At 46.2% G+C, this 14444-nt stretch carries 10 protein-coding genes; 1 reads left to right on the top strand and 9 read right to left on the bottom strand.

From position 1 onward, the window contains the following. Positions 1 to 452 precede the first annotated feature (452 nt). The 7 genes from MKX41_RS16910 to MKX41_RS16940 all read right to left on the bottom strand — a co-directional run bounded on the left by MKX41_RS16910 (position 453) and on the right by MKX41_RS16940 (position 9540). Complete coding sequence (locus tag MKX41_RS16910; protein WP_340972046.1) at positions 453 to 2834, bottom strand: glycoside hydrolase family 95 protein; 2382 nt, start codon at positions 2832 to 2834, stop codon at positions 453 to 455. 146 nt (positions 2835 to 2980) lie between these two features. Next, a complete protein-coding gene (locus tag MKX41_RS16915; RefSeq protein ID WP_340972048.1) occupies positions 2981 to 4684 on the bottom strand; it encodes an alpha-1,3-galactosidase-related protein in 1704 nt (567 codons plus the stop codon). A gap of 64 nt (positions 4685 to 4748) precedes the next feature. Continuing rightward, positions 4749 to 5240 (bottom strand): hypothetical protein, encoded by a 492-nt coding sequence (locus MKX41_RS16920; RefSeq protein ID WP_340972050.1) that lies wholly within the window; start codon positions 5238 to 5240, stop codon positions 4749 to 4751. Then, the gene (locus MKX41_RS16925) at positions 5186 to 5881 is read right to left on the bottom strand and encodes an SGNH/GDSL hydrolase family protein (protein ID WP_340972052.1); all 696 of its coding nucleotides are present in this window, start codon (positions 5879 to 5881) and stop codon (positions 5186 to 5188) included. Before MKX41_RS16925 ends, MKX41_RS16920 begins: the two co-directional genes overlap by 55 nt. A gap of 98 nt (positions 5882 to 5979) precedes the next feature. Beyond that, complete coding sequence (locus MKX41_RS16930; protein WP_445670757.1) at positions 5980 to 7632, bottom strand: extracellular solute-binding protein; 1653 nt, start codon at positions 7630 to 7632, stop codon at positions 5980 to 5982. 111 nt (positions 7633 to 7743) lie between these two features. Beyond that, entirely contained in the window at positions 7744 to 8640 is an 897-nt protein-coding gene (locus MKX41_RS16935; protein WP_042190759.1) for a carbohydrate ABC transporter permease, read from the bottom strand. A gap of 15 nt (positions 8641 to 8655) precedes the next feature. Next, complete coding sequence (locus MKX41_RS16940; RefSeq protein WP_143759569.1) at positions 8656 to 9540, bottom strand: ABC transporter permease; 885 nt, start codon at positions 9538 to 9540, stop codon at positions 8656 to 8658. A 407-nt stretch (positions 9541 to 9947) separates the two neighbouring features. Between MKX41_RS16940 and MKX41_RS16945 the strand changes: the two genes are divergently transcribed. Further along, positions 9948 to 10871, top strand: a complete 924-nt coding sequence (locus tag MKX41_RS16945) for a helix-turn-helix transcriptional regulator (protein WP_340972057.1) — start codon at positions 9948 to 9950, stop codon at positions 10869 to 10871. A gap of 179 nt (positions 10872 to 11050) precedes the next feature. On the opposite strand, the gene MKX41_RS16950 is transcribed toward MKX41_RS16945, so the two are convergent. Then, positions 11051 to 13261: a helix-turn-helix domain-containing protein gene (locus tag MKX41_RS16950; RefSeq protein WP_339243056.1), complete on the bottom strand. Its 2211-nt coding sequence runs from the start codon at positions 13259 to 13261 to the stop codon at positions 11051 to 11053. A gap of 281 nt (positions 13262 to 13542) precedes the next feature. Then, on the bottom strand, positions 13543 to 14388 hold the full coding sequence (locus MKX41_RS16955; RefSeq protein ID WP_340972059.1) for an NAD-dependent epimerase/dehydratase family protein: 846 nt from the start codon (positions 14386 to 14388) through the stop codon (positions 13543 to 13545). Positions 14389 to 14444 lie beyond the last annotated feature (56 nt).

Below are 14444 nucleotides of genomic sequence, written 5' to 3' on the forward strand. Positions count from 1 at the left end.
TTCTATACAACGATCTTCCGATCCATACCGCGATCTAACACATCTAGCACAAACCTAAATCCCCCTAGTATTCATGTCGATGACAAGAAGAAGAGGATGTACATAAAATACTACTCATGCTCAACAATTTCGTATCCACACTCCGTTTTCACCTTCGGGCAGCTAGAAGAGATAGATTAGGGAAAACCTCCCTAAAAAAAGCCAGAAAACACTATATTTCAATGTAATGAGGGAATTCCTCCCTAAAAAACAGAGTGAATTCCAAATTCACCACCAGATCGGATGAATTTCAGGGAGAAATTCCCTGATTGTTAGTCTTGCGAGCAAAAATCTCCGAATTTCAGGGAGTTTTTCCCTAATTGTTGATCAGCATTATATTCGTACAAAAAAACAGCAGCAGGATCCTGTAATTTAGGTCTCTGCTGCTGTCCATATTCGTATGAAACTGACTATTATTGCTTACCAACTATAAGCTTGTAGGTCTGGCCTGCGGTCGTTGGAAAGCTCACCGTTCCATCTACGGAGCGGTCAAATTCCATCTCGTTGCCGCCATTACTCACCATGAGCGAAGCATCTGTGCGGATCACACATTCATTGCCTAGAAGGGAGGTAATCTGTGCTTCCACGAGATGGCCTCTATCCCACTGAATGCTAACTTCAAAACCACCGCGGGCACGTAGCCCCGCCACGCTTCCCTCCTGCCATTCATCTGGCAGTGCAGGCAGCAGATCGAGATACTCCAGGTGAGATTGCAGTAGCATCTCAGCAATTCCGGCAGAAGCGGCGAAGTTACCATCAATTTGGAACGGTGGATGTGCGCCAAGCAAATTGGCATAAACACCGCCGTGACTATACTGTTCGGACTCCCCATCCTTCACCAGCCGCAGCATGTTTGAGAGCAGGCGCAGTGAGCGGTTGCCATCCCGGAAGCGGCTCCAGAGCGCAACTCTCCAGCCCAGACTCCAGCCCGTGCTCTCGTCCCCACGCCGTTCAAGCGAAGTTTTGGCGGCAGCGAACAGCTCAGGGGTCTCTTCTTCTGACAACTGCCGGCCCGGATAGATACCGACCAAATGCGAGGTATGTCTGTGATACATATCTTCATCCTCAAAGTCTAAGGACCATTCCTGCAACTGTCCGTACTTACCAACCTGCAGTGGCAATAAACGTTCACGAGCACTTACCAATTCTGCACGCAAATCCTCATCCGTTCCAAGCGTTTCCGAAGCCTCGATACAATTCGTAAACAGCTCCCAGATGAGCGAAATATCCATAGTAGCACCTGCGCTGACTGCAGCCAAGCCCTCCGCTGTCTGGAATTTATGCTCTGGTGAAGTGGAAGGGGAGGTCACAAGCCTTCCGTTACCATCGTCAATAAGCCAGTCCAGTGCAAACAGAGCCGCCTCCTTCATCACAGGATAAGCGGAAGTCCGTAAATATTCCTCGTCCCCGCCAAAAGCATAATGCTCCCAGAGATGTTGTGTCAGCCAAACGCCACTCATCGTCCAGTAAGCCCAGCTTGGATCTCCGTCACCATAATCCCCCACCGGTGCTGTCTGTGCCCAAAGATCCGTATTATGATGAGCCACCCAGCCTCGGGCACCATAATTGACTTGAGCAGTCTCCGCACCCATCTTCGCCAAATTTCCGATCATATCCAGCAGCGGCTCATGACATTCCGCCAGATTACAAATTTCAGCTGGCCAATAATTCATCTCTGTATTGATGTTCAGTGTATAGTTGCTACTCCACGGCGGACGGGTAACCGCATTCCATATTCCCTGCAGATTAGTAGCCTGTGTTCCGGAGCGCGAGCTTGCGATCATCAAATAGCGCCCGTAATGAAACAGCAACTCGACAAGACCAGAGTCTTGTGCCGCGTAGGTCGTAATCCGTTGCTCCGTGGACATCGACTCCGGGGCTTGTGTCTTACCTAATTGGAGCTTCACTCGGTCAAAAAGTGATCGATAATCCTCGACATGCGCTTGAAGCAAGCTGTCGTAAGACTTTCCATTCACATCTGCCAAGTAAGAAGCTGCAATAGCAGAAGCATCTTTCCCCTCAGCTCCCGGGATTTTGTCAAAGCCATTAAAGCCTGTAGCCGCGCTGAAATAGAAGGTTGCAGCCGTTCCTCCCAACAGATGAATTCCACTACCGTCAACGGTAACTTCCCCATCCTCTGCTACTACGGAGAGTTGTCCTTCAAAGGCCATGCCCTTGCTCTTGCCAGGTTCTCCGTATTGGATCGGATTGTCACTCCAAAAATAGCTTGGATCAACATGCTCCGGTGCAGTTCCCGAGAGTACAAAGTTATCACCCTGAGCGTGAAGGCTATGCCGAAGCGAACTATCTAGTGTAGCATGTACATTCAGCGCTCCCGGTGCACTTGCAGTCAGACGCAGCACGAGCAACTGATCAGGATGTGAAGCGAACATCTCACGGGTATAAGTAACATTACCAATCTTGTATTCAACGCGGTGAACCGCATGTTCAATATCTAATGTCCGCCGATAGGATTGATAAACACCACCATGCTCAAAACGAAGTAGTAAATCTCCAAAAGGCAGATACGATTGGGTGTACGGACCTAGCATCTCTCTAGTCAGGGTGTCCGCTTCTGTATACCGGCCCTCCTGAATCAGCTTTCGAACCTTTGGCAAAGCTTCCTTAGCACCTGGATTATTCCCATCCTTCGGGAATCCCGACCATAATGTATCCTCGTTTAGACTGACTTTCTCCTGTTCCACACCGCCGAAGATCATACCACCCAGACGGCCATTCCCAATCGGAAGCCCTTCGGTCCATACATTTGCTGGCTTGTCATATTGAAGTTTCATTGGTTCTCTCCCTCACGATCTGTCATGAATTAAATAATGTATTCCCCCAAGTCTGCCCTCATTATAAAGATCAGATAAAGCGTTTTCTATACATCGATCTACCGATCCATATCGCGATCTAACACAACCTGCCCTAACTCATTGAATTAATTATCCTGAATATCGACCTCGCTACAGGCGGTTAAACGTATCGCATCCGCAACACTGGAAAGACAGTTCGTACCTTCCCCACCCATGACAATTTCGTTAGCACTGAAGACCAGTCCGCGGGTGCTCTTGGCACTAAGGACTAACGTTTCACCAGTCTCGAACCTGTTGTTCATAATAACTATACCCTGATGAACAGGAGTGCTCTCATCAACCTCTGTGTTCTCTGGCGAAATGAAAATAACCGGATGCTCGATGCCCCCGCATTCAATAAAATGATTCTCGGCGATGGTTACATCCTCCACCTTGCCAGACTCATACCAAGACTCCGCATCCAGGGCAACCAGAATCGCACTCATTTGCATCCGATCAAAAACATTCCCCTTAATCTCTACTTTACGCCGGGTTGTCACAAGGATACCGCGGGTCGGTACCCGCGCGAGGTGATTATTTACGACTTCAACCTCCGGTGTCCAGGTTACATTCTCGATCACATCATGGCTGCCAATTCCTTCAGGAATAGACTGTGCTAAAGTCAATATTAGCTCACGTGGGTTGAGACGCGTAACCTCTATCACTTCATTAGCAGCATAGGTGGTCAGAGAGCCAGAACGAACAAATTCAATTTCGTCTCCTGGATGGAAGGCCATAAAACCGTAAGTCTGCGGATGCATGAACCGAACCTTCACCCTATTGGCAGACAGCTGCTCCACGATCCGTAGATAGGTACCATGGACATTGACGACGTCATCATGAGAACCGGCAAAACGGCTGTCTGCAACAGTTATTTTACCTCGGCAGCTGGACATATGGATGAAATCCGCAAAGCCAGTAACCGTTCGGCCTGTCTCCAGGCGCGGCGAAATATCCATGCGTTGAAAGGTGAGATTGTCGCTGAACTGCCCTACAACACCAAGTCCGTGTAAAAAATGCAGCCCCACATCGCTGAAGGTGATGTTAGAGCTTTCCACAATGAAGACACCTACCTGATCGCGAATACCATCACGGCTTTGCAGGACTTGCCCGGGGACAACCTCAGGCTGATGATCAAAATGCAAGCGGAGCTTCATCGGCTCCAGCTCTTCAACCGAATCAGCCAGCTCCGACCAGTTGTCCACCCGCCAAGTCGTATTGCTAAGTGGATCATAGGTCTGCATTGGTCCTTCCGAGAAGTTCCAGCCCTCACCGATCCAGACCAGCTTGCCATCCCTGATCTCATAACGCGAATCGGGGTGAACCTGGACATCGAAATAATGAGTACCGCTTTCAGTAATCTCCATCTCTGTCACAGTCGGCCGAGCATAGTCGGTATGTAAATTACGAATCTCTACATTTTTGCATCCATCCAGCAAGAACATAGTCTGCTTGCCATGGAAGATAAATTGAGAGCCATTGCCCTCAAATGTTAAATTGTGCAGCCCCTTTAAGAGAATTCCTATAGTCTTGGTGACATCAGGATTCTCTTCTTCACTGGTAGTGTTGGAGATGTAGTAGGGTTTCCGGATCGCCGCTTCCGGATAGAAATGATAGCAGCCTTTTGGACAATCCAGCAGGACCGGCCCAGTTATTTCGGCGGCTGCCTCAATAGCTCTTGTCATGGCTGGCTGAGCATCCAAGCCGGAATCCGGCAGAACACCATAATCAGTCAGGCGGATTACGATAGGAGAAGAATCGACGTTGTGTTCTGTAAAAGAAATGATCAACACCAACTTCCTTAGCATTGTAAACGCTTAATAAGAGGCAGTATAATCCTCTAGGTTAGAATAATCAATTGTACATTAGCTGCAAAATGCGCAGACTGGTGCCTTTACTCTGTTCATCCTTTTCCCCTGTAATTCGCACGGTTACTTGCAATTCCTGACGTTGTTCCTCGATTCCGAACATAGCAATAATAGGCCGAAACGCAAGCGGACACCATTCATCGAATAAGTTAACCGCATGAAAGGGACCGCCATTGAGCGAATATTCGAATATCCCACTGTCCGGGCCGTAGAGCAGCAGCAGACCCACACTCTGTCCGGTTACTGTGTAAGAAAAAGATGCCTCTTTGCTATCTGTATATAAATGCTCCGTTCCAAATCGCCAGTTCATCAGTGGATCATCAGGGGTAAGCTCGCGTAGCTCGAACCCATCTGCATGATCAGCGCCTCTGAAATCCAGTAAATTACCGTATTCATAATTTTGCTCCTCCAGAGGAGCAATACTTAACGCGCTTCCGGTATTTGAATGTGTGTTATCAGGAACAAGAGCTGCATCCAAATATTCCTGTAAAAAAGAAGCATACAGCGCATGTCCGTCATCATTGGGGTGATATCCATCCGGGCCAGCTCAGTCCACTCCATTTGTCCGGCCTGGGTCTGTGCATAAACTCTAGCTGCAAAATTAACAGATGGAAGATCGTAATGCTCAGCTACTTCTTCGTGGACGGCAATGTTAAAGGGATTGCTCCCTGACAGATTCTTCTCTGCTGCCGTATACAAGAAGCAAATGTCAGTGCCGGGCGACAACCGTCTGCACTGGCGCACAATTCCTTCCAGACCTCTAATGGATTCTTCCCGGTCGTTGCCGTCATTGACGCTAAATTCAACGAATAGAAGATCAATCTTGCCGTATTCCAGGACATGCGACTGTAATCGGTGAGCGCCCAGCGTGGAATTCGTTCCACCCACTCCCGCATTGATGAAGCGGAATTCATGATTCGCAAATCGCTCCTGCAGATACTTATCAGTCAGCGCTCTCCAGCTAAATGTGTCCGCGTCGGAAGCACCTGCCCCCTCTGTAATGGAACCACCCAAAAAGGCGACAGTCATCGGCTCCTTTCCCGCAAGTCTGACACTTGTATTCGGTAGTCCCCGTCTTGGAACCACAAATTGATGATTGCAATGTTTCTCTTCTGTCATGACTGATCCTCCGTAAATAAAAATGTATATTTTTCCTTGAAATCAAGAAATCAGGTGCTGGGGTATATCTTACAGCACCTGATTCTGATTTCAATATTTTATTTTTTAGAAGTTTCGTAAGCCTTTTGCAAGATTTCGAGATAACGATCTAGCTTCAAGTCTTTCAGACCTTTTATATAAGCATCCCAATCTTTATTAAGATCCTTGTTGCCCGTGATGAATTGAAGCTGATTTTGCTCAATGTAATTCTTGATGTTGGTTTGCAGTAAGCTCGCTTCATCGATTTCGCTTGGATCAATCCAAATCGACCAGATCGGGAATAATTCTTTAGGCTCATGTCCCTCATACAGCAGAGTCGCATCATACAATCTGCGTTCATAACCGCTGGAAGCGTAGATGTCAGTAGCTTGAACGAAGGTATCACGGTACTCTTTTGGCATATAGAAGTGACCCATGCCGCTCCAGCCCGCATTGCGCGGCGCTTCGCCCTCCGCCATAGGAATGGTCTTGATCACTGGTTTAACATCTTTGTCCAGTGCTACATCGCCTTCTTCTGGATCAGTCCAATCAATGCCCTTCATACCGCTGCCACCATTGGTCTGTCCTTCAGAAGTAAACATGTAGTCTACCATTTTAATTAAAGCGATCTGTGCTTCCTCGCTAGCTTTGTTGGTGATGACAAATTTCGCTCCTGGGGATACGCCACCTGCATCATGAGTCGCATAGGAGATACCTTCCGGTCCGCTAATCGGTGGTACAGGATTGTAGTGTGCCGAGCTTCTATTGCCCGGATCAATATTGACGAAAATCGCAGGGTGCATGCCCGCACCAGCGCCCAGAATTTCCGCATCGGCATTTTCACCGATTTTCTTAAAGGCTTCCGCATTCTGTGTGAATGCCCCTGGATCAATCAAACCTGCGTCAAACAGAGATTTGATATAGGTCAGGCCTTCCTTCCACTCCGGTGTGACAGCCGCCGATTGAACTTTTCCATCCATCATGTTCAGATAATTGCGGTCATCATCGTATACAAAGGCATTCATGAGGAATGGTACAATGCGTACACCAAACTCCTCAATGGAGCCACTTAGCGGCACTTCATCTGCTTTTCCATTCCCGTTCGGATCTTGTGTTTTGAAAGCTTCCAGCACTTTTTTGAATTCTTCGGTTGTCTTCGGCATTTCCAGATTCAGCTTCTTCAGCCACTCGGTATTGAGCCACATTTTGCTCGGATAGGAGCAGTGAAAGCACTCTGTGTAAGCGACAAGCCCGTAGATATTACCATCAGGCGCTGTGTTAAGAGTTCTCAAATTATCGTTCTTTTCCATAGCCGCTTTAATATTCGGAGCATATTTATCAATTAGATCGTTCAGAGGAATCAGTACGCCCTGTTTGCCATACTTCAGAAGATCTGCCTGTGAGAACTGATCGATATAGTGAGTGAGCAGGTAAGCATCAGGGTAATCGCCACTAGCAAGTGAGATTTGGCGCTTTTCCTTGGCTCCGTCTGAAGGGTTGATTTCCCATTTGAATTTAATATTGAATTTGTCTTCCACAAATTTCGAAAATTTATTGGTAGGAACATCGATCCCGGATTCCTGAACCGAGAACACGCTGATTTCCACCGGTTTGCTTGCTGATTCCGAGTTACCTGAGTCAGCAGGTGCGGAGGATGTGTTATCTGTATTTTTATTAGCACATCCGCTTAACACCACCGTAAGAATTAATACCAGCACCAATGACAAGGTCATCACACTTTTCTTCAAATCCGATCACTCCCTTTTATAATTTAGGCAGGTACGATATCTTTCTGTCATTTTACTGCGTGCCTCTCCCCCTCTCCAGATTCTGAAAGCTGTGAATTAGCCTTTAACTGAACCGACCAGCATTCCTTGGACAAAATAACGCTGAACAAACGGATAGATAACAAGTACAGGCAGAGTAGCGATAACTATAAGTGCATATTTGAGTAGCTCAGCAAGCTGCTGCCGCTCCACCATTTTCATCGCATCCATTGTACCTGCACTGTTGTTCTGGATAATGATGCTTCGTAAGACAAGCTGAAGCGGGAACAAATTCGCTGATTTCAAATAAATCAAAGCGTCAAAGTATGCATTCCACTGTCCTACCGCATACATAAGGACTAACACCGCGATAATGGGCTTCGATAATGGAATGACAACGCTCCAGACAAACCGCATATCACTGCAACCGTCGATTTCGCTGGCTTCCAGCAGCTCCTCCGGAATGGAGGATTGAAAGAATGACCGGGCAATAATGACCTGCCATACCCAAATCGCGTTTGGTATCAGCAGTGCCCAGCGGGTATCAATCAAATGGAGTTCCTTCACGACCATATAGGTCGGAATCAGCCCGCCGCTGAATATCATCGTAAAGGTGATGATCATCATCAAAGTGTTGCGTCCGAAGAAACCTCTGCGTGATAAAGGGTACGCGATCATGATCGTAAGCACAACACTAATGAACGTCCCTGCGGCTGTATAAAAAATGGAGTTGCCGTAGCCTGTAATGATCTCGGGTGTATTTAGCAGAACCTTGAAACCTTTGAAGGAAATATCTACAGGCCATAACCAGACTCGACCGGAGGTAACGGCTGCTGGACTGCTAATCGAGCTGCTGATGATAAAAATTAGCGGATAAATCACCGCGATGACCACGAGGCTGAGTAGAATATAAATAGTGGTCAGAAATAGCTTATCGCCAGTTGATTCTTTAATTTTTTGTTGAACTGCTGCCATGTGGTTGCTCCTTTCCTACCAGATGCTGTTGTTTGTGATGCGTTTAGCCAAGCCATTCACCGTAAGCAACAAAATAAGGTTGATTACCGAGTTGAATAGACCAACCGCAGTTGCAAAGCTATAATTGGCGTTCAGCAAACCGACCCGGTAGACATAAGTGGCAATGATCTCGGAATTCGCCAGATTGAGCGGGTTCTGCAGAAGATAGACCTTCTCAAAGCCAATAGCCATGACATTCCCAACATTCAAAATCAGGATGATGACGATGGTAGGCACAATACCTGGCAGATCAATATAACGAATTTTTTGAAAGCGTGAAGCGCCATCGACTTTGGCTGCCTCATAAAGCGTAGGATCTATACCGGCAAGCGCTGCTAAATAGATAACGGCACTATAGCCCGCAGTCTGCCAAATATCAGACCAGACATAAATCGAACGAAACATTCCCGGTTCTCCAAGGAAATTGATCGACTCCAAACCGAAGAAGTTGAGAGCGATGTTCGCAAATCCAAGACGAGGTGCCATAAATAGCATAATAATGGACACCATGACAACCGTCGAGATGAAATAAGGCGCAAAAGAGACCAGCTGGACGAACTTTTTGAACCTTCCCCCGCGCAATTCATTAATCATGAGCGCAAGGATAATCGGAATTGGAAATCCCGCCAGCAGTAGGTAACCACTAAGCATGATGGTGTTCTTGAGCAGCGTCCAAAACTGCGGATTATCAAAAAATAAACGAAAATTATGAAATCCAACCCATGGACTTCCCCATATACCTTTAATCACGTTGTAGTCCTTGAAGGCTAGAACCGCGTTCAGCATTGGATAATACTTAAAAATGAGGAAAAATAACAGAGGTGGAATCACGAGCAAATGTAGCTGCCAGTGCTTTTTCATACTTCTACGAGCATTTTGTAAAAATACAGAGCCCTTACGCTTCGGTAACGACTTGTGATGTAATACTATTTCTTTCTCCAGAACAATCCCCCCTAAGCAACCGCCAGTAGTTTATGATAGCGCTTTCTACGAGTTGATCATAATTGACTTTTATCCCCAAAGAAAAGGTACACTTGGGCATTTCAGCGTACAAATAACCCTATTCAGGGAGAACAAAATAGCTGTAGAACGGCCATTTTTCCGGAATCAGGCCCCTCTCTGGAGATTTTCAATCTGGACAATTCTACCGGCAGTTGAATAAAGCGCATGAGACAATTCAACCAACGCTTGATAGGATTGCGTTTGCAGAAATGCTATGCTGTTTTTGACAGTGCGCACTGTACATTTTGTTTTATTGGAGGTATACAATGCTCGACTTGCGTAAAATTGGAGCTTATATTTCGAAGCTTCGCAAAGACCAGGATTTGACCCAATTGGAACTTGCCGATCAACTGAATGTAAGTCATCAAGCGGTATCGAAATGGGAACGGGGCGACTCGCTACCCGATATCGGAACGCTTCCGAAGTTTGCGAGGTTATTCGGCAAAACGGTAGACGACATTTTAAATGCAGGAGACAATACAGAAATTCGGGAGCACCCGCACCTAGGAACGATGGTTGAGGAGATCGCAGAGAACAGGCCGGAACAAGTTGCAGAGATGGTCAATACCGGAGAGGCGGAGGTGGAGGAGCTTGTAGAAGTAGCGCCATTTGTAAAAGCAAGCGCTCTGCATAAGGTTACAGAACGATTAGACAGCAGCGTCCTTAAGTTAGACGTGATCATGAAGCTGGCTCCGTTCCTTGGAACAGGTACATTGGATGAACTGGTTCGTCAGGCAGAAGAGGGCGAAATTGTGTGGAATACCATTACTGGACTCGCTCCGTTCGTCAGCAGCGACACATTAAGTCGACTGGTAGATAAATCGATTGACGGTTCCTTAGAAGTGCACAATCTTGTTGGGATTGCCCCATTTCTGGAAAGAGAACATGTAGATCGCTTGGTACAACAAGCAGAAGAGAGCAGCTTGAGCTGGCATTCCGTTCAAGGGCTGGCACCCTTTATTAGCAGAGAAACATTAAACCGCTTGGTAGACCGGGTTGCAGACGGCACTATCGATGCGGACCAGATCATAAGCCTCACACCTTTTCTGGACAGGGAGAATCTCGAGAAGTTGATTGGTGGAGTCGAAGCTGAACATCTTAGCCCAGATCTGCTGGCAAGTCTTGCTCCTTTCGTCGATCAAGGGACATTGAGCAGAATGGTGACAAGCTTATTAAATAAAGTAAAGTAGACACGTATATCGGAGATCAGAGATCGGTGATCCATAGACCGTCGGCGATCCTCAAAGCTATCGGGAAACGTTAGTTGAACGACAACAGCGGCAGTCTAAGACTTTATTTATCAAGTCTTGGTCCGCCGCTGCTTCTTTTAATGAATCAGTCTAATACTTAATTTTCACCAAACAACTGTTTATTCATCAATAGACTGTCTATAAGCGCTCGGTGAAACGCCGATTAACCGCTTGAAGGCCCGTCTGAAAGAATGTGAACTGTTATAGCCCACCCGCATAGCAATCTCATCGACCGTATACCGACTATCTTTGAGCAAAATCACAGCCTGATCCATTCTCACTTTTATCAGATGATCAGAGAAATTGACACCGGTAACCTCTTTAAACAATTGAGAAATGTATTTTTCAGGCCGTTCCACCTGTTCAGCTACCCGGTACAGACTCAGCTCTGTATCCGAATAATTTTCTACGGTATATTCCTTGATCTGCTTAATAATCTGAATATGAACATCCTTCTTTTTATTTGCAATAAGTCCGCACAGTTCTTCCATAATGACAAAAAATTCGGTCTGAATCATTTCGAGTCGTTCCGATGAACCAATGTCTATGACCCTCCGCTTCACACTCTCGATGTCCGGGTATTCTGTAAAAGCCTTTTGATCCAGAAGCTTAAGAAACGTCCCTTTTATTTCACCAACAAGCTGTTGCTTCATTTCCATGGATAATTCACGCTGTTCCATGTTCTGGGCAACAATCGCACGGACAATCCGTTTAGCCTCTTCTAGCTCTCCAGCCCGAATGGTACTGATCAGACGTTGCTCTGTATCCAGTGGATAATAGTAGGTCGTATTCTCATTTTGGGCTTCGCTACTCCATACAATTCCTTTTTTATTCATGTAGACGGCATATTCCAGAGCTTGTTTGGCTTGGTCAAAGGAAAGGCTAACCTCCGTTATTTCTGTAAAAAGATCACCGAAGCCCGCCTGAGTAGTAATACGGTACTCATTAAAAACGTACTGCGCCAAATTCTCCAGAATGTTAGTGATATTCTCTGCCTCATACGCTTTGTCGGTCTCTTCTTCCTTGGAGAAAAACAAAGTTACCACTTTGTCGGAGCCCATATCCGTCATTAGTACATCCACTCCGAGATCCGATAGGGACTGCTTCAGCAGCAAACGGGAAGCATTCAGCTCATTGAGAATTTCAACGCTGTCCATACCGGCATAGCCGTTAATCTGAACAATTCCAACATATCCAGTGTTCTGTTTCAAGTTAATCCCCACCTGCTCAGCGGCAGTGAGAATCTCATCATGCGTTTTGAATTCACCCGCTAATAACCGCTTCAGAAATGCATCCCTGACCAACGGAAGCTGACGATTAAGTTCGGTTTCCAGCAACTTATTCTTGGTGATCATATTGGCAATATTTCCGCTTAAAAAGTCAAATTCATTCTTGGCGGAGGCCTCTTCCTTGCCAAATTGCTCCTTCATGACGCTAAGCATGTGGTTGATTGGAGCGCTGTTACGGTAAGCTAATATTAGTCCAACTATCAAGCCGATGAGTAATGTTCCTCCCGTAATTTGTATGGACATTTGCTTGATCTTGTTAGCATTCTCCATCAAAATATGCCGGGGAATCCCTGTCTGGTATACCCAGCCGTTCGAATCAGAACGAGTCGTGATCACTAGATCGTCTTCATAGAACTGACTAACCTTGTTTTTATCAAAATCCGAATCAGCGGTCATATGGGCCATTTTCTGCTCATCACTTCCCTGCAGAACAATCGTATTTCCTTCAGCATCGCTGATATGAACCCAGCCTCCGTATCGCTCAGTTAGACCAGATAATAGACTAGAAATGATTTTCTCGTCTATGATCACTACCGCGACAGCTGGTGAGGAATCGTTGAAACTATCCAGAGGGAGTGACTGCATATAGGTAATAACGGAGGTTTGCATGCCCCTGCTAACATAGTCACTGAGTGGCTTGATTTCACTGCGGTGGGTTTTCTCAAGCACTTCTTTGGTCCAATCCTGTAGCGAAAGATCCTTATAGTTGAAATTAGAGTAGTAATGTTCCGGCCGGTAAGAAGAACCTGGGGTTAGAATAAGATTATAATTGGCGAGGTAAATATAATAGTTTTGCAGAAAATCATTCGTCTGACCGAAAGTCAGGACATTCCGCATCGTTCTCCAAATGCCATACACGTTCGTCTCATTGTCTCTTTCATTCATCAGAACGTTTAGCTCCTGATTGACTGCCAATTGCCTGGTAAACCCTTCTACTTCCGCCATGCGGCGCTCCAATATTTCCTGACTTTTCTGGAGCTGGGTGACCCCGTTCTCAATAGAGATAGACTCTGTCACAGAAATCGAAGTCAGATAGGACATATATCCGCCAATGCTGGGAATGACCAAAATGACTACATAGGAGATTAAGAATTTACGAAAGATATTGGAATATTTAAGCGTAGTGACCCCTCCCCTAATATCATTTCGATAGCGCTATCATTACCATAGATTAAAACATTTTACTTAATAGTCAAGTGTGCAAACCCAATTTTACAGGTGTTAAAACTTTCAGAACTGGATAAAAAGCACCGATATACGCCGTTATCACTGCTTTTTATTCACCATCCGAATTTTTTTATCTTTCCAGTGTGTTAACCCTTCTAAGTTGTACCCATCGTATGGCGGGTAGAACGTGAAGGCACAAAACCGAATTCCTCCTTGAAACGATCCATAGCATACAAAGGCTTATATTCTTGACCGGAAAAATGATAATAATCCAAATTATAATCATTCCCCACCAACGGGGTAAGGAGCTCAGCCACTGGCAAATTGCTGCTAGCATCCGGCCCAACCAGATTGAGAGTTCTTACCCCCGGCTTAAGTGGAGATTGCAGTGCCGCAGTAATTCCCTCCACCACATCCTCAGCATGGACATGCCCCAGTGTGATGAACGGGAGTGTTGGCTTGGATCCTGTCTTCAAGACAGGAGGAATCCAGCCTGGGGAGGCTACAGCTCCAAAGCGAAGATTGATAAAGTCAGTATCTTTATGATTGCGATGAAAATACCGGGTCAACTCCTCGACCATAGCTTTGCTTAGCCCATAGGCATCCGCTGCCAAACAGGGATGATCATTTGGGATAGGCAGCTCAAGCGGAATAAAATCCTCAGTGAGTCCACCCACCACGGCAATGGAGCTCGCTGTGATGAACTTTTGGCAACCGTGGTCAAGCAGATATCGGTACAATCTCCTTGTTCCCAGCACATTAACAGCAAGGCTTTCCTCCTCAGTAGAGCCGCCAGTAACTGCGGCAAGATGAATCACCGCCTGAATATCATACGAGTCCAGCCTGCTCAAATCCTCCGCCGAATCAAAAGAACCCTGAACATACGCAAAAGCCCCTTCCGGAGCTTGGCGTGACAGACAAATCACTGTATGTTTATCTGCCAAATACTTGGCTAGAGCCGTTCCGATAAATCCACTTGCTCCGGTAATTAGAATATTCATGCTCATCCCCCCTTCTTTTTCTCATCTCATATCATTCAGAAAAAAGGGGCCAAAGA

Origin of the sequence: Paenibacillus sp. FSL R5-0475 (assembly GCF_038004585.1) — a bacterium.
GTDB lineage: Bacteria > Bacillota > Bacilli > Paenibacillales > Paenibacillaceae > Paenibacillus_AQ.

Bases quoted from the DNA above. Each gene is read 5' to 3' on its own strand.
- MKX41_RS16910 (WP_340972046.1), bottom strand. From the start codon at position 2,834: ATGAAACTTCAATATGACAAGCCAGCAAATGTATGGACCGAAGGGCTT.
- MKX41_RS16925 (WP_340972052.1), bottom strand. From the start codon at position 5,881: ATGACAGAAGAGAAACATTGCAATCATCAATTTGTGGTTCCAAGACGG.
- MKX41_RS16930 (WP_445670757.1), bottom strand. From the start codon at position 7,632: ATGACCTTGTCATTGGTGCTGGTATTAATTCTTACGGTGGTGTTAAGC.
- MKX41_RS16935 (WP_042190759.1), bottom strand. From the start codon at position 8,640: ATGGCAGCAGTTCAACAAAAAATTAAAGAATCAACTGGCGATAAGCTA.
- MKX41_RS16940 (WP_143759569.1), bottom strand. From the start codon at position 9,540: ATGAAAAAGCACTGGCAGCTACATTTGCTCGTGATTCCACCTCTGTTA.
- MKX41_RS16945 (WP_340972057.1), top strand. From the start codon at position 9,948: ATGCTCGACTTGCGTAAAATTGGAGCTTATATTTCGAAGCTTCGCAAA.
- MKX41_RS16950 (WP_339243056.1), bottom strand. From the start codon at position 13,261: ATGTCCTATCTGACTTCGATTTCTGTGACAGAGTCTATCTCTATTGAG.
- MKX41_RS16955 (WP_340972059.1), bottom strand. From the start codon at position 14,388: ATGAATATTCTAATTACCGGAGCAAGTGGATTTATCGGAACGGCTCTA.